This is a genomic window from Methylotuvimicrobium buryatense, assembly GCF_005931095.1.
Taxonomy (GTDB): domain Bacteria; phylum Pseudomonadota; class Gammaproteobacteria; order Methylococcales; family Methylomonadaceae; genus Methylotuvimicrobium; species Methylotuvimicrobium buryatense.
The window spans coordinates 1,595,254-1,612,450 of record NZ_CP035467.1; the positions used below are offsets into that span (position 1 = coordinate 1,595,254).

The following is a 17,197-nucleotide window of genomic DNA, read 5'->3' on the forward strand; positions in this document are numbered from 1 at the left end:
AAATCGGCGTTGACTAGGGTTGTTATTGACGCTGATGGTGGTTATGCGAGTTTGTTTTTATCAATTAGCGCTTAGGATACAGGTTAGTCGTAAAAAAACAAATTTTGGTTATAGGGCCTAGGAGTCACTGCCATTAAGTTAAGAGAATCCCTTCATTCCGCCATGGATGGCAGGCTTTTGAAGCGCATTCGGGCCTGAATGTCAGGATTACTTAATTTAAATGACTGCTTAATTTAACCTGATTAGCAAGATGCTTCAGCTTGCCGAGGCCAAGTGTCCGAGCAAGGACCAGTCGTAGTCGCAAAAACTAAAATATGCTGTTACCCAAGCTCTAGCTTGGGTAACCTGTTCAGGAAGCTCTAGCTTCCCGAAAATCAAGAAAGATTGAACGAGCGAGTCGGGTTTGATTCAGAATGTGTGGAGGTTGTGTCGGTCTCAGGAAGCTGGAGCTTCCGGGGTGTCTTTCCCAAGCTGGAGCTTGGGAAAGAGCGTGATGTGGGTTGGCCGTTTTTAGCTTGACGCGCATGGCTTGCGAACCCCGTCCTGCTAGGGATATGCTGGTTTTTGGGCTTTAGCTGAAGAAACTTGCTAATCAGGTAATTTAATGACGTTGGCGGGTAGGCGCGGCGCGAAAACCCTGGCAGGACGGGGTTTGCAACCCCGTCCTAAACGTTTTGACTTTGGCCGAAGTCAGCCGAAATGTTTAGGGCAAACCGAAACGTTGGGGACGGGTTAAATAACCCGTCCCGCAGAAGTCGCTGCGGTTACGACTAGCCCGCTCGGGCACTTGGCTCCGGCAAGCTGAAGCATCTTGCTAATCAGGTAACTTAATGACGTTGGCGGGTAGGCGCGGCTCGAAAATCTGATCGCTTCTGTGAATAATGCTGTTGAAAGTGCGGCTTTGGTGCGCAAATAAGAAACAATTGCACCTAGTTGGTACAAATAGTTGTCTTAATGCAACAGTGATGGTTGTTTGCCTAGCGGCAGCGGGATTTATAAAAAAACCGGGAAACGTTTTTAATATGATGAAATCTAAAGATTAAATAGGTTGTCGTTAATGGATGGGGTGAGCGTTTACCAAAATATATGGATTTTGGCAAGTGCTTTGCATCGAACAAAGTGACTATGAATTTCGTGATAAATAACGGGCTACTCACTTAACACGGGACAGTTTAAGGTTAATCCTTAGTGCTTTTGTCCCGCCTTAAGTGGGAAGCCAAATAACGTTAAGAAACATGTTCGAACTAGGAATTACTGTTTTTAGCCGATTTTTTGTTACTTCTGTGAGGATAAGTCCATGACTCAAACAATGAATGCTTCCATGAATCTTTTTGAAGCGATAGCTAGTTGGCCGATGATCACTTCATTCGATTTGGCCGGGTTTACATTATTGATGTTTTTTATCATTTTGTCCGCCATCGAAGCGCATCGTCCTCGAAAGAAATTGCCGAAAAGTAATTTAAAAAACTCTTATCGGGTTAATATTGCCTTATTATTATTCAACAGTTTGGTATTGTCGTTATTGTCGGTTTCATCGTTGCTGGTCGTGGCAGAGCATTTTTCCGGTGCGGGTATTTTGAGCGGGATGTCGGATTCATTGATCAAGGCTGCGTTGTCGTTAATTGTGCTGGATTTAGTGTTTTACCTTTGGCACAAGGCTTGTCATGACTTCGATGTTTTATGGCTATTTCATAAAGTCCACCACAGTGAGCCATATCTGAATGCCTCGACTGCATATCGTGTGCATATTTTGGAGATATTGGCTGCTACATTGATTAAAGCGCTCAGTATCGTCATTTTCGGTTTCGATAAGGCCAGTGTATTGGCTTATGAATTATTGATGATGCTGTTTGTTATGTTTCATCACGCAAATATTGCATTTTCTCGAGAAAAAGACCTAGGGTATTTATTCATTACTCCCTATCTGCATCGGGTTCATCACTCGACGGTTCGAGCCGAGCATGACAGGAATTACGGCGCGGTGTTTTCGATTTGGGACCGTCTGTTCGGAACCTTGATCGAGTTGGAGCCCAAACAAATTGGACTTAATAGCCAACCGCCGCTGACTTTTTTCAAATTATTAAAGTTCGGTGTGACGTCGGAGCCAAAGGCGAATCCTGTCGGTGATATTCCCGAGGCCATGCCGATGATTGCCGAGGCGGCTTATTTCAGAGCCGAAAAGCGCGGTTTTGAGCCGGGTAATGAAATGCTTGATTGGTTGGAGGCGGAACGCGAAGTCGTTCGGAATGCTTATTCCGGCAATGCCATCAAAAAACGCTTCCGGTTCGATATGGGGAGTTTGTTGAAGCTAGGCCTCAAAAATAATGGAGTCATGCAGAGTTGATCTAATCGGTAAAGAACGGGCATGATTCATGCCCGTTCTTTAAGATAATCATTTGTATTTATACCCATCGTAGATCAAAATCCGGCACCAGGGTACACGTCAAAGGACGCCGTGAATACGTCCCTGTAGGCTCTATGCCAGCTCCATGCTGGCAAAGCCTTGCCGAGCACCCCGGCGCCTCCTCAGGCACTGCCGAAATTTGAAGTGCGAAAGGTATATCCTAGATAAAGCATTTCACCATGAAGATCATGAAGAATTCCTCGTTTCGATGCTCCTGCCCTCGTCGTTATTCACAACTACCGCTACACTTGATTGACAGAGTTTATCGAATAACTTGAAGCGGTAATTTTTTATAAAACTGTGAAAATTGAACGTCATTGTCTTCGAAAGTCGCAACTAAGGCGTCGCTTCCACAGCACAGGTAGCCTTTGTGGGAGCGATCCCCTGATCGCGATTTCGGAGCCGAGAGTGTTAAGCAACAAAAAATGGTATCGAAGGCTCATTGGCTAAGATTGCAAAATTTATTCACCATGTAGAATATGAAGGTAATGAAGAAAAAGACTTAAAATTAACAATCTAATTCTTCATGTCAGCAATTCCCAATTTGGAGATCAAAAAGGGTGTGGGGTATGCTTGGCGAGGATGTCGGCAGCAGGGAGCTGCCGCCAAGCCCCCATGGATGGGTTTACGGCGTTCCTCGACAGGCATACCCCACACCCTAAAATCGGCGAAACTGCTCAAACTGGGAATTGCTGTTCTTCATGTTGCTTTATGTTCTTCATGGTTATTTCGCAATATTTAATACTTTCTCAGACTCAGGACCGTAGGAACCAGAAAATACTCCTGCTTCGTTTTCACTTGTACCGCGAAGCCAGAACTTCACGCAGTGGTTTTTCAAGCAAGAGCTTGGGAAACCCAGGCATCCCGGCGTATCAATACGTTAATGCCGAAATTTGAGAATACCGATCAGGAATCATTACCATCCTTTGTCATTAAAGCAAGCCTAAATCAATGATTAGGCATAGCTTCCGGTCATGTCCCGACCGATACTCCCTTCGTTACTTTTTTCTTTAACGCCATTGATTTTGTCGGTAATCAAGGTTTGCATGTCGTTGAATAATTGTTTTAGGTAGCGTGCGAACCGAGAGAGCAAAATTTGAGCCTCCATCTGTAATTTGTGAATCTCGATAAAAGTGGATCCGGCTCTTTGTTGGATTGGGCTGACAATTTTGCCTCGCCAAAAAAACTTGATCTCTCCAGGGGCTGCTTGCCAAATCTCCTTGAAGTCGTCGCGAGCGTTTTTAATCGTCCACAGTACTTTTTGGTCGAGCATATGAAGAATTTCGTCGGTCAAGTGGCGATAATTGCCGTTAAATTGGCCAAGCATATCGCGATGGCGGCTTGCCAGTGTGTTTAAAATGTTTTGATAATAATTCAACACATCGACTTTGGCGTCGTTCAACTTTCGTGTGCCGTTTTCCAGTATATTCATCGCGAAAAAGTCTTTTGCGGTTACGGGCAATGAACGGGCGACTTCGATCAGGTCTTTGATTTGTGCGAGTTTCGCTACCGTCGATGCGCCAAGCGTGCCGCCTTGTAGAAGGCGACGGTATTCGGCGATTTTCATCCATATTAAACTGAGCAAGGAATGCTGAGCGATATTAAGAGCCGCTTCCAATTCGGCTAAGCGGCTTTGGCTTTCCGATAAGGATTTTTCCAGCGATTCCACTGTTTCGGATTTCGTTTGTAGAGCTTGTGTTAAAATTGAAACTTGCTGTTCAAGGTGTGCTAACTGGCCGAGCAATTCGCTATGCTCGTTATTCGGATTCAATGACATTGTTTTCCCCTCTTGGAATGGATGGCCTATTTTTATTAATTAAGTGGTTTTTTCGGCCAGCGGAACTTATTAACAGTTAAATGATATAAAGTCAATTATCGATTTCTGCCGTTATCGGGGTTAATCGATTCGTTCCATGGACGTGAGTAGTCGCTGCTATTTGACAGCATTGATGGATTCAGCATATTTTTGTTAACCTTTTTCGTTGTGTGGGATGTGCGGCATTTAATGATCCGACTTGTAAATGCATTTCGAATTAAACTTAGGTATTAGCTGTATCATTCCTTATAAAATTAATCCTGATTAGCAAGTTTCTTCAGCTAAAGCCCAAAAACCAGCATATCCCTAGCAGGACGGGGTTTGCAACCCCGTTCTAAACGTTTTGACTTTGGCCGAAGTCAGTCGAAATGTTTAGGGCAAACCGAAACGTTGGGGACGGGTTAAATAACCCGTCCCGCAGGAGTGGCTACGACTGGCAACTGCTCGGACAGTTGGCTTCGGCAAGCTGAAGCATCTTGCTAATCAGGAAATTAATTATGTTTAAGTCAGCAGATATGTGCCGAATGGTTACTAAATTTTAGAGCAACACAGTGAGTAATAACGATTGTAATGAACCGATACGACTAGGGCTCATGCCCCCGTTGACAGGATTAGTCGGGATCTACGGTGACGAAATCGTTCGTGCCGCAACGATTGCTTGCGGCGAAATCAACGAGCGGGGCGGAGTGCTTGGGCAGCCTTTGCAATTGATCGTCGAGGATGATGGTAGTTTGCCGGAAACAGCGGTACAAGCAGCTATTAAGCTTGTCGACGAGCATCGTTGTTCGGCGATCATCGGTAATCTGCTGTCGAACTCCCGGATTCTGGTCGCGACTCAAGTCGCCGAACCGAGAAGGATACCTTATCTCAATTTTTCGTTTTACGAAGGCAGTATATCCGGTAGGTATTTTTTTCATTTTGCGGCTTTGCCTAATCAGCAAATCGATAAAATGATTGCTTGTATGGCCAAATATTACGGTCAGAAAATGTTTTTCGCGGGTAATAATTACGAATGGCCTAGAGGTTCTATCGATGCCGCGAAACGCGCTTTGACGGAGCTGGGCGGAGCGGTGGTCGGAGAGGAATATTTGTCGATCGGCGTTTCGTACCGTGAAATCGACAATTTGTTAAAACAAGTTGCGCACTCGGGGGCCGATGTTTTTGCACCATTTTTTGCGGGCATCGATCAAGTCAAGCTCTTAACCCGTTTTTCGGAGTTAGGTTTAAAAAACCGCATGACGGTCGTTATGGGGCATTTCGACGAGATCATGGCTTCAAGGTTGTCGGCCTCGGTGCGCGATGGCTTTTATTCTTCGAACTCCTATTTCATGAGCGTGGATACGCCGGAAAACCGTAATTATTTGGCGAGGCTTGAGCAACTGCCGGGTATCGACGGCCTTTGGCCCTTCGGTAACGGTATACTGACTAATTTCGGCGAGGCAACCTATTTATGTGTGAAGGCTTTTGCCAGTGCCGTAGAGACTGCCGGATCGGTGCATCCCGAAGCCTTGGTTTCGGCACTCGAAAACGTGTCTATCAAAGGTCCGCAAGGACGCGTGCAAATGGATGCGAATACTCATCATGCCTCTGTCAACACTTATCTATCACGGTGTACCGCTGAGGGTTCGTTTAGAATTATCGAAAGCTTCGGTCTCATACCTCCAGTGATCCCTGATCGTTATCGAATGCAGGCACGACAATCGGCCGAGGCGGGTAAGGTCGATTCGGTCTCGCGATTGATTACCGACGATGCCAAGCAATTAATGCAAAAACTAAGTACCGCTTGGGATATTTTGTCGATCGCCGATATGGCGATTTTGGCGACCGACGAATTCGGTATCATCGTCGAAGCCAACACGAACGCTTGCCAGGTATTCGGGTATTCCAACAAAGAATTAATAGGGCTTTCAGTTCATCTGTTGTTGCCGCCGCATTTGCGCGAACGGCATGTCCAGATGTTTCGCTTATTCGTCGAAGGCGAAGAAACCGAGAGGCGCATGAGCGGGCGTAGTCCGGTAACAGGCTATCGTAAAGACGGTACTTTTTTTCCTTTGGAAGCCTCGATCGCTAAATTTCGTCAGGACGGGCATTGGCTATTAGTCGTCACGATGCGCGATATTACCGAAAACAAACGAGTCGAAGACGAAATTTTATGGTCTGCAACACACGACGCTCTAACCGAATTGCCGAACCGAAGACTGCTTCGCGAAAGGCTGACGGATGCTTTGCAACGTTCGCGTAGGCAAGGCACCAACGTTGCCTTGTTATTTGTAGACCTTGATGATTTTAGGTTTGTCAACGATATACATGATCATAAGGTTGGCGATCAGGTGCTAAAAACGGCAGCAAGGCGCCTAATGGAGATTGTGAGGCCCGGCGATACTGTAGCGCATTTATCCGCCGATGAATTTGTCGTGCTTTGCGAGCAATTAGAGAACCCGACAATGATTTCAACGCTCGCCGAACGGATTAATGAAGCCTTGAGGCAGCCAATAGATCTCAATGGCAATCAGGTATCGGTAACAGCCAGTGTCGGTATTGCGGTAGGCCAAGGCAGCACGCATTCGGCCGATGACTTGTTGCGTTCCGCTGATACGGCGATGTCTGAAGTCAAAATGCTGGGTAAGGATAGCTGGTATTTTTTTAACGACAGCTTACAGGAAAAAGTGCGCTTGAGGTTGTCGATTACGCAGGGGTTGCGGTTGGCGGTCGAGCGCGATGAGTTTTCCCCCCGATTTCAACCGATTGTTTGTGCTGCAACCGGGCGCATCATAGCGGCTGAATTACTGTTGCGCTGGTTTCCATCGACCGGTGAAGTTTCTCCGGCTATTTTTATACCGATTGCCGAGATGACCGGCTCGATCCTCGCGATCGGCAACTGGGTATTTCGGGAGGCTTGCCGGGCTGAAGCCGAATGGCGTCGCCGATGGGGCGATTATGCGCCCTCTTATATTTCGGTTAATGTTTCGGCAAGGCAGTTGGATGAGGAGTCGCTTTGCGATCAATTTGCCGAAATCATTCGTGAAACCGGCGCCGATCCTTCGAGGATATTGCTCGAAATCACCGAAACGTCTTTGATGGCCGATGTCGAAACGAATCTACGCATGTTACGTCGTCTTGCCGATCAGGGCTTGCGTGTGGCGGTCGACGATTTCGGAACCGGTTATTCCTCGTTGGCACAATTAATTAAGTTGCCGGTTAGCGTACTTAAAATCGATAGGGCTTTCATCGACGGCTTGGAGAATCATCAAGAAAACCGTTTAGTGACACAGGCTATCATTAGCTTGGGGCGCGGTTTGGGTCTGAAAATGGTTGCTGAAGGTGTTGAGAATGAATTGCAGTTGAGAGAGCTGCGCGCACTCGGTTGTGATTATATTCAAGGCTATTATTTTTATCGGCCGCTGGATTGGAATTCCTTTGTCGAAAGCGTCGAGCGCGAAATCGAAACCCAAACGCTCGATGCGCCGTTGCCGTTGTTTTTTGTGCTGTATGTCAGCCAAGCTATTCGACCGATGCCGGAAAATGAAATCGAAGCTTTATTGGAGCAGACCCGGCAATGTAACAAAATAAACGGTATTACCGGTTGCTTGCTGCATCGCGATGGTTGGTTCATGCAGCTCTTAGAAGGCTCTCCTGAAAAAGCGCTGGCTTTGGTCGAAAAGATTAAACTGGATCCGAGACACAAGGATATGCAGGTGGTTATTCAGGGGCCGGAGCGGAGACGTATTTTTCCTGAATGGAGTATGGGCTATCGCGAAGTAGGTCAGTTACCTGACGAGCTTGACTTCAGTCCCTGGCGCAAGCGGGTAATCGGTTTCGAAGAACTCGCCGAGGACGCCAAGATTTGTTACGAATTCATTACCTCGTTCAAAACGCGCACGGTTTAGGCTTCGGCCTGATGGTTAGGCGCTAAATTTGAGGATTATTGAAAATGCCGCAAGACATGCAAGCGATAGAAATTGTCGCACCGGGGAAGTTAGGCACGACGCACCGGCCACTGCCGATGCCATTAGCCGATGAAGTGCTGATACGCGTCGAGGCGGCCGGCGTTAATCGCCCCGATATTATGCAGCGCCAAGGTTTATATCCGCCCCCGCCAGGCGCATCAGATATTCCCGGGCTGGAAGTGGCCGGAACCATTGCAGTTTTGGGCGATGATGTGCGGCATTTGCAATTAGGCGACCGTGTCTGCGCCTTGGTGACCGGCGGCGGTTATGCGCAGTATTGCACTGCCGCAGCCGAATTATGTTTGCCGATTCCGAAAGGGATAACGGTAATTCAGGCGGCCGGACTGCCGGAGACTTTTTTTACGGTTTGGAGTAATCTATTCGACCGCGCCGGACTCAAGCCCGGCGAAACCTTGTTGGTGCATGGCGGTAGCAGCGGTATCGGCGTCACGGCGATACAGATGGCCAAGGCCTTCGGCGTTCGTGTGTTCGTGACTGCAGGGTCGGCGCGTAAAAGCGCGTTTTGCCTTGAATTAGGCGCCGATGCCGCAATCAATTACCGCGAACAGGACTTCGTCGAAGAAGTATCGGCATTGACCTCCGGTAGAGGCGTCGATGTGATTCTGGATATGATCGGCGGCGATTATTTCCCGCGCAATCTCAAATGCATGGCATTCGATGCCAGGTTGGTGCAAATCGCGGTTCAAGGCGGACCGAAAGCCGAAATCAATCTATTGCAAGTATTTTTGAAAAGATTGACGATTACTGGTTCGACCTTGAGATCCCGCGACAATACCTTTAAGTCGGCGATCGCCGGAAAGTTGCGCGAGCATGTTTGGCCGCTCTTGGAGTCGGGCGACATTCATCCGGTTATCGATACGGTGCTACCTTTAGCCGAAGCGGCGGAGGCGCATGCATTAATGGAAAGTAGTCAACATATTGGAAAAATTATTCTTACGGTATAAACAACAATGGCTTATACAAATTTAATTCCCGTCGATCAATTAGCCGAGGATATCGGGACTCCCGGCTGGGTCGTTTTCGATTGTCGGTTTTCATTGGCCGATACCGAAGCCGGCGGTAAAGCTTACCGGCAAGGCCATATTCCAGGCGCCCGCTACGTTCATCTCGACCGGGATCTATCGTCCGGAATCACGGATTTAACCGGCCGCCATCCATTGCCGGACTTTAACTCGTTATGTAAAAAGCTGGGTGCCTGGGGCGTATCAAACGCCAGTCAGGTCGTGGTTTACGATGATGCCGACGGCGCCTTTGCCGGCCGATTGTGGTGGTTGCTGCGTTGTTTAGGGCACGATCGGGTCGCAGTACTCGATGGAGGGATTCAACAGTGGAGGAAAGGCGCTTATCCCATCACGACGGCATTACCTTCGATTCAACCCGCATTGTTTAGGCCTTACCTAAACGATTCGAATTGGCTCAGTGCACAACAAGTGCAAAACGGATTGGCACGAAAATCGATTAAATTGATCGATGCCAGGACTCCGGAACGTTTTTCGGGTCGCCAAGAGCCTATCGATCCGGTTGCGGGGCATGTGCCCGGCGCGCTTAATCGGCCGTTTCAATTCAATCTGCAAGCGGACGGACGTTTCAAAGCGACGCAAGAGTTGCGCGATGAATGGTCTGCATTGATCGGTGTCACACCAGCCGAACACGTCGTACATATGTGCGGTTCCGGCGTGACTGCTTGTCATAATCTATTGGCGATGGACATCGCGGGTTTGTCCGGCTCCAAGCTTTATGCAGGATCTTGGAGCGAATGGATACGCAATAAAAATCGCCCGGTTGCGACAGAGTCTACTTAATACCAATCGCGAACTATTTTTCCGGTTCCTGTAAAATCACTCCGAATAATGACAGGACGTAAATATTCAGTCCCCCTTCTTTTTATGCTGTTTCCCCAAGCTCCAGCTTGGGAAACCTGCTCAGGAAGCTCTAGCTTCTAGGCGATCAAGACAGATTGAACAGACGATTCATCACGCGGGCGGCGGTTTACAAAAATGTTGATATACTTCGCACGGTCATGTTTTCGGCTTTTATGGCAATGCTATTTTGTTCGGTAGCAAGGCGCGAAAACAGGCGCATAGCAAGCTATGTAACTGTTTTCGCAACGCAGCTACCGGACAAAAGAGCGCGCCAGAAAACTGAAAATGTGGCCGTGCGAAGTATATAAGACGGCCTGGTTGCAATCGGTGCCTAGGCGAGCGGTGTTTGATTGGGGCCTAACGGCGGTGGTGTCGGTCTCGGGAAGCTGGAGCTTCCGAGGTTTGTTTCCCAAGCTGGAGCTTGGGAAACAGCGGAAACAGTGACCAGGACACTCGGTTGTCTTTTTGCCTTCGATCATGCCTAGCCGCGATACAGGAATTTTAGAGAGGAAAATTATTTTTTATGAGTGCTACGACTCTCAGGATAGCCATTGCACAAAGCAATTTTCGGGTTGGTGATATCAAAGCCAATACCGAAAAAATTATCGTCCAGGCACTAGACAGCCGCGACCGGCTAAAAGCCGATATTGTTATTTTTCCGGAACTCTCGGTAACCGGTTACCCGCCGGAGGATTTGTTGCTGAGACCGGATTTTATCGCCCGGGCCCAGCATGCCGCGACAATGATAGTCGAACAGGTGCAAGACATCGATGTGGTTTTCGGATACCCCGAACAGTCCGGCGGCAAGTTGTTTAACTCGGCGGTAGTGTGCAGGTCGGGAGAAATTATTGCGCGCTATCATAAGAATGTTTTGCCGAATTACGGTGTATTCGACGAACAGCGTTATTTCACTGCCGGTTCCGAGACTGCGTTATTCAACCTGAAAGGTTTGACTCTGGCATTGACGATTTGCGAGGATGTTTGGCAGTCGGGTTTGATCGCCAAAAACCGTCAGGCCGGCGCGGATATCGTTTTGACCTTAAATGCGTCGCCCTTCCATGCCGGTAAGATTCATCAGCGCGAGCAGGTCGTCTGCGATCAAGTTAAAGCTGCCGGCGTTCCTTTAGTTTATGTCAATTTAATCGGCGGACAAGACGAATTGGTTTTCGATGGTGCGTCATTTGTTGTCGATAGTGAAGGTTCAGTCGTGTTTCGTGCCGAGGAATTCCGGGAGCAGCTTAGTGTCGTCGAATTTGCCGGCAAACAACCGATTAAATCGATATGCGCCCCGATTTATCGGCCGGTGTCGAGCGAATATCAGGCTCTGGTCTTGGGGATTCGCGATTATGTCAGCAAAAACGGCTTTAACGGGGCCTTATTGGGTTTATCCGGAGGCATCGATTCGGCGCTGGTACTGGCATTGGCAGTCGATGCGCTCGGCGCAGATAAAGTCGAAGCGGTGTTGATGCCTTCGCGCTATACGCAAGCGATGAGCAACGAAGATGCCGAATCGGAAGCCAATGCGTTGGGTGTGAACTATCACATGATTCCAATCGAACCGGCTGTCACGGCATTTAACGAGATGTTGGCCCCGGTATTTGCCGGCAGCGCCAAGGATACGACCGAGGAAAATATTCAGGCTCGTTGTCGCGGCGTCTTGCTAATGGCCTTGTCGAATAAGCAAGGTAAATTGTTGCTAACCACCGGCAATAAAAGCGAGATGAGTGTCGGTTATGCGACGCTTTATGGCGACATGGCCGGCGGATTCGCGCCGATCAAAGATGTCCCGAAGCTATTGGTCTATGCATTGGCGCGTTACCGAAATTCGATTTCGAAAGTCATTCCGGATCGAGTGATAACGCGGCCGCCGTCGGCGGAATTGGCGCCGGATCAGGTCGATCAGGATTCATTGCCGCCTTATGAAGTTCTGGATCCGATCTTGGAGCGCTATGTCGAGTTCGATCAATCGGCGGACGAAATTATTGCAGCAGGATTTGCCGCAGAGCATGTCGTCAGGGCGATTACGCTGGTCGATCGCAACGAATACAAGCGTCGACAATCGCCGCCCGGTATTAGGATAACCCCTCGAGCCTTCGGCCGCGATCGGCGTTATCCGATTACGTCCGGTTACAAAGGTATTTGAGATAGTAAAGAAATCATGATGAAGAATAAAAAAAATGCGTTTCGTGTGGTCTGGTTTGTGTTGTTGATTTGGCGGACCTCATTTGCTTCAGCCGAAGATCGTTTTCAAGTCGAATTAATCGTATTCGCACAGGACATGGCGACGACCGAATTGTTCGATCAGACCCGTAGCGAGATTCAATGGCCGAGTCAGGTCGTCGAAGTGTCGGCATTGGCTCAGGCCGCCACGGAACAAAAATCGTTATCCCATGTCTACGCTACGCTTTCGCGTTCTTCAACGTATCAACCGATCGACCACTATGCATGGTTTCAGGTCATCAATGAAGACAGCGCCGGCGATGCGGTTCGAATTCAGGATGCCGCTAATGTGTTGGACGGTTTTTTTCAGCTCGAACGAGGCGATTTTTTGACCGTGACACTAGATCTTGAGTATCAGCCCGATCCCGAGCGATTTTTTAGAATGTCCGAAGCGAGGCGAATTAAGTTTAATGAAGAGCATTATTTCGATCATCCGAAATTCGGCGCGATATTGAAGGTGAAAATGAAAGGTGAAAGGTGAAAGGTGAAAGGTGAAAGGTGAAAGGTGAAAGGTGAAAGGGGAAAGGGGAAAGGGGAAAGATGAAAGGGGAAAGATGAAAGGGGAAAGATGAAAGGGGAAAGATGAAAGGGGAAAGATGAAAGGGGAAGTTTGTGCTTGACAAATGGTAGAAAATTCACATCATTTCACTATTCACTATTCACTATTCACTATTCACTATTCACTATTCACTATTCACCGTTTCCCGTTCACCATACACTTTCATTAGGGCTTTTTTTGTTTTCGATTTGGTGATTAAATAGCCGCCACTTTTCTCCGTTGTAATGACGGGGTGTTTTTTTTAGATGTACATACAATGACGCAAAAATTATATATTCAGACCAATGGTTGTCAGATGAACGAGTACGATTCCGACAAAATGCGGGATGTACTGAAAGCATCTCACGGTCTGGAGTTGACCGACAAACCCGACGAGGCCGATGTTTTATTACTCAACACTTGCTCGGTGCGCGAAAAAGCTCAAGAAAAAGTCTTTTCGGCTTTGGGCGTATGGCGGCCTTTCAAGGAGCTGAAGCCCGATGTCATCATCGGCGTCGGAGGTTGCGTGGCGAGTCAAGAAGGCGAGGCGATACAAAAGCGCGCGCCGTTCGTCGATATTGTCTTCGGTCCGCAAACCTTGCACCGATTGCCGCAATTGCTTGACGAAGCTCGCAATAAGCATAAGCGTGTCATCGACATCAGCTTTCCCGAAATCGAAAAATTCGACGCTTTGCCGGAACCGCGTGCCGAAGGTCCTAAAGCCTTCGTATCGGTGATGGAAGGCTGCAGCAAATATTGCACGTTTTGCGTCGTTCCCTATACGCGAGGGGAGGAAATCAGTCGTCCGCTCGACGATGTGATCACCGAAATCACGATTTTGGCGAAGCAGGGCGTTCGCGAAGTCAATCTGCTCGGACAAAACGTCAATGCTTATCGGGGGCTGATGGCGGACGGCGATATCGCCGATTTCGCGCTTTTACTACATCATGTCGCTGCGATCGACGGTATCGACCGTATTCGTTTTACGACGTCGAATCCGGTCGAATTCAGCGACAGCCTGATTGAAGCCTATGCCGAAATCCCGCAATTAGTCGATCATCTGCATCTACCGGTGCAGAGCGGTAGCGATGCGATTTTGAAAAAAATGAAGCGAGGCCACGCGCGCGCCGAGTATTTCGAGATTATTCGCAAATTGCGTGAAGTCCGTCCCAATATTTCTCTGTCGTCCGATTTCATCATCGGTTTTCCGGGCGAAACCGATCGGGACTTCGACGATACGATGGATTTGATCGAGACGATCGGATTCGATCTTTCCTACAGTTTCATTTACAGTCAAAGGCCAGGTACGCCAGCTGCCGATTTGCCGGACGATGTTCCGGTCGAAGTCAAAAAGCAGCGTTTGCAACGTTTGCAAAACCGCATTAATGAAATGGCGGCCCAAATTTCGGCGAGCATGGTCGACACCGTGCAAACGGTCTTAGTTGAAGGCCCGTCGAAAAAGAATCCGTTACAAATGCAAGGTCGAACCGAAAATAATCGCGTCGTCAATTTCATCGGTCATCCTCGATTAGCAGGGCAATTCGTCGACGTGTACATAGCCGAGGCTTTGCCTAACTCTCTTCGCGGGCGTATGGTCGAATCTTCGACCGCAAAAATAACTGCGGTGGCTTAAGCAATTGATGTCAACTCAAGAAATTACGCTGTTGCCGGCCGATAACAGCAGACTCTCCAATTTTTGCGGCCAATTCGATTGCCATCTGCGTCAGATCGAGCAACGCATGATGGTGGAAATCGCTAATCGAGGTAATCATTTCAAAATCAGCGGTGAAGAGCAGGCAGTCAAAGCGGCTTGCGCGGTGATGCATAAGCTATTTGACAGCACCGAACTGGAATTATTGACTCCCGAGCAGGTGCATCTATCGATGCAGGATGCCAGCATCGACGAAGCCCTTGAGGCGGTCAAGGCCGAAACGGCGGCTCAACATCAGGTGACGGTCAAGACCAGGCGCGGCGTTATTAAAGGTAGGGGCGCCAATCAACAAAGTTATTTGAAAAAAATCACGACTCACGACATCAATTTCGGCGTAGGACCTGCAGGAACCGGGAAGACTTATCTTGCGGTCGCTTGCGCGGTAGAAGCCTTGCAAAACGAAAAAGTCCGCCGAATCATATTGGTCCGTCCAGCCGTGGAGGCGGGCGAGAAACTCGGTTTTTTGCCCGGCGATATGGCGCAAAAAGTCGATCCCTACTTACGTCCTCTGTACGACGCCTTGTACGAAATGCTCGGCTTCGAACGCGTCGAAAAATTGATCGACCGCGATGTCATTGAGGTAGCGCCGTTAGCCTTCATGCGCGGCAGAACCTTGAACGATTCCTTCATTATTCTCGATGAAGCGCAAAACACGACCGTCGAGCAAATCAAGATGTTTTTAACGCGGGTCGGTTTCGGTTCGACCGCCGTAATTACCGGCGACATCACGCAAATCGATTTGCCGTCCGAAAAAATGTCGGGATTGCGTCATGTGTTGAAGGTATTGGACAATGTCGAAGGCATCAGTTTTACGTTTTTCGGCGCGAAAGACGTCGTCAGACACCCGTTGGTACAGCGAATTGTCCTTGCCTATGAGGCCTATGAGAAAAAACATTCGAACCCTTGATGAACAGTATTGAAATCCAACAGGAGATCGCTTCGGACGGTGTGCCGGATAGCGGTCTATTGCAAACTTGGGTTGATGCCTCGCTAAAGGATTATCCGGACGATACCGAGCTGGTGATCCGTATCGTCGATAAACCCGAAATCAGTCAACTCAACGAACACTATAGAGCTAAACCGGGCCCGACCAATATTTTGAGTTTTCCTTTCGACGTGCCGGACTATATAGAAACCAACTTGCTTGGCGATTTGGTTGTATGCGCGCCGGTCTTGGCCGAGGAGGCGTTGGCGCAACACAAGACCTTAGAGCATCATTGGGCGCATATCATCGTGCATGGAGTCCTGCATTTGCTGGGCTACGATCATGTCGAAGATAACGAAGCCGAATTAATGGAAGCGAAAGAAATCGAAATATTGGCACAATTGAACATCGATAATCCGTATAACGAGGCAAACGAGGTATGAACGACGAACCCTATCCGAGTCAGACGCCGCAAAAAAGTTGGATCGGCAGACTAGGACAACTTTTGAGCGGCGAACCGCAAGATCAGGAAGACCTTCTTGAGATTTTACGGGAAGCTCGGGAAAAACATTTACTAGGCCCTGATGCGCTGGCAATGATTGAAGGCGTGCTTCAGGTTTCGGAAATGCGGGCACGGGATATCATGATTCCGAAAGTGCAAATGGTCGTAGTGCCGCGGGATGCCGACTTGAAAACCATTTTTCCGTTGGTGCTCGAACACGGTCATTCGCGTTTTCCGGTGATCGAAGAGGACCGCAGTAAAGTGGTCGGCGTTTTGTTGGCAAAAGATTTGCTGCCTTATGCTCTGGCCGAGACCAATCATGATATCAAAGTCGAGGAATTGATGCGTCCGGTCAGCATCGTGCCGGAAAGCAAGCGCTTGAATGTGTTGTTAAAGGAGTTTCGTACCAATCGCAATCACCTAGCCATCGTCGTCGACGAGTACGGAACTGCGGCAGGATTGGTGACGATAGAGGATATACTCGAAGAAATCGTCGGCGAAATCGAGGACGAACACGACCAGGAGCCCGATGAGGGCTACATCGTGCAGCGCAACGAAAACGAATATATGGTCAAGGCATTGACGCCGATGGAGGACTTCGACGAATATTTCTTTTGCGATTTATCCAGCGAGGAATACGATACGGTCGGCGGCTTTATCGTGACCAAGCTCGGACACCTGCCGCAAAAAGGCGAAAAAGTGATCGAAGGCAAGCTCAGGTTCGAAGTGGTTCGAGCGGACAGCCGGCGAATTCATTGGCTAAAATTGAAATTGCTCGAAGAAGAGGAAGAGTAGGCGGGTTATTTAAACCGCTCCGATCATTAGGGTTTGCTTTGGGCATGGTCGAAAAGCTTTTGCTCTTGCTCACGCCCCTTAACTACATCCAAGTAGGTAACGTAAGGACGGGGTGGCAAGCCTAGACCTGCATAGGTTTTTAAGGTTATTTTAGGTAAGCAGCGAGTAATGCTTGAGCCGCATGACGCGGCGAACATCTTCCAACAAGGTCGGCGATTTTGAACTAGACATAAGGTCGTTAGCTGCTGTGGTCAGGCTAAAGGCAAATCTGCCCGAATTTATGGCTAATATCAGGTTACCAAGGCACATTTGCCCGGTTTAGGAGTTATCAGGGCAAATGTGCCTGAAAAGATCGCCAATATCAACTTATCGGGTAGATTTGCCTGATAATCAATAGTTATGCATTGGTAGAACAATGATTACGAAGCTCGTTGAATCAAATCACTATCATATTTG

The 17,197-nt window shown here is 48.4% G+C and carries 11 protein-coding genes; 10 read left to right on the forward strand and 1 reads right to left on the reverse strand.

Going from position 1 to position 17,197, the window contains the following annotated elements:
* Positions 1-1,297 precede the first annotated feature (1,297 nt).
* Positions 1,298-2,344 (forward strand): sterol desaturase family protein, encoded by a 1,047-nt coding sequence (locus EQU24_RS07240; RefSeq protein ID WP_017840129.1) that lies wholly within the window; start codon positions 1,298-1,300, stop codon positions 2,342-2,344.
* Between the two features lie 1,015 nt (positions 2,345-3,359).
* Here the strand turns inward: EQU24_RS07240 and EQU24_RS07250 are convergent.
* Complete coding sequence (locus EQU24_RS07250; protein WP_017840128.1) at positions 3,360-4,181, reverse strand: hypothetical protein; 822 nt, start codon at positions 4,179-4,181, stop codon at positions 3,360-3,362.
* Between the two features lie 590 nt (positions 4,182-4,771).
* On the opposite strand from EQU24_RS07250, the gene EQU24_RS07255 reads away from it, so the two are divergent.
* The 9 genes from EQU24_RS07255 to EQU24_RS07300 all read left to right on the forward strand — a co-directional run bounded on the left by EQU24_RS07255 (position 4,772) and on the right by EQU24_RS07300 (position 16,741).
* Positions 4,772-8,107, forward strand: coding sequence for an EAL domain-containing protein (locus EQU24_RS07255; protein WP_235726393.1), 3,336 nt, complete (start codon positions 4,772-4,774; stop codon positions 8,105-8,107).
* A 44-nt stretch (positions 8,108-8,151) separates the two neighbouring features.
* Positions 8,152-9,132, forward strand: a complete 981-nt coding sequence (locus EQU24_RS07260; protein ID WP_017840126.1) for an NAD(P)H-quinone oxidoreductase — start codon at positions 8,152-8,154, stop codon at positions 9,130-9,132.
* A gap of 6 nt (positions 9,133-9,138) precedes the next feature.
* Positions 9,139-9,990, forward strand: a complete 852-nt coding sequence (locus EQU24_RS07265) for a sulfurtransferase (RefSeq protein ID WP_017840125.1) — start codon at positions 9,139-9,141, stop codon at positions 9,988-9,990.
* Positions 9,991-10,573: 583 nt separating this feature from the next.
* Complete coding sequence (locus EQU24_RS07275; protein ID WP_017840124.1) at positions 10,574-12,193, forward strand: NAD+ synthase; 1,620 nt, start codon at positions 10,574-10,576, stop codon at positions 12,191-12,193.
* 15 nt (positions 12,194-12,208) lie between these two features.
* On the forward strand, positions 12,209-12,751 hold the full coding sequence (locus EQU24_RS07280) for a CsiV family protein (RefSeq protein ID WP_083877839.1): 543 nt from the start codon (positions 12,209-12,211) through the stop codon (positions 12,749-12,751).
* Positions 12,752-13,085: 334 nt separating this feature from the next.
* Complete coding sequence (gene miaB / locus EQU24_RS07285; protein ID WP_014147373.1) at positions 13,086-14,441, forward strand: tRNA (N6-isopentenyl adenosine(37)-C2)-methylthiotransferase MiaB; 1,356 nt, start codon at positions 13,086-13,088, stop codon at positions 14,439-14,441.
* Positions 14,442-14,448: 7 nt separating this feature from the next.
* The gene (locus EQU24_RS07290) at positions 14,449-15,426 is read left to right on the forward strand and encodes a PhoH family protein (RefSeq protein WP_017840122.1); all 978 of its coding nucleotides are present in this window, start codon (positions 14,449-14,451) and stop codon (positions 15,424-15,426) included.
* The gene (gene ybeY / locus EQU24_RS07295; protein ID WP_017840121.1) at positions 15,426-15,887 is read left to right on the forward strand and encodes an rRNA maturation RNase YbeY; all 462 of its coding nucleotides are present in this window, start codon (positions 15,426-15,428) and stop codon (positions 15,885-15,887) included. The genes EQU24_RS07290 and ybeY overlap by 1 nt, the downstream gene beginning before the upstream one ends.
* Positions 15,884-16,741 (forward strand): HlyC/CorC family transporter, encoded by an 858-nt coding sequence (locus EQU24_RS07300; RefSeq protein ID WP_017840120.1) that lies wholly within the window; start codon positions 15,884-15,886, stop codon positions 16,739-16,741. Before ybeY ends, EQU24_RS07300 begins: the two co-directional genes overlap by 4 nt.
* The last annotated feature ends 456 nt before the right edge of the window (positions 16,742-17,197 follow it).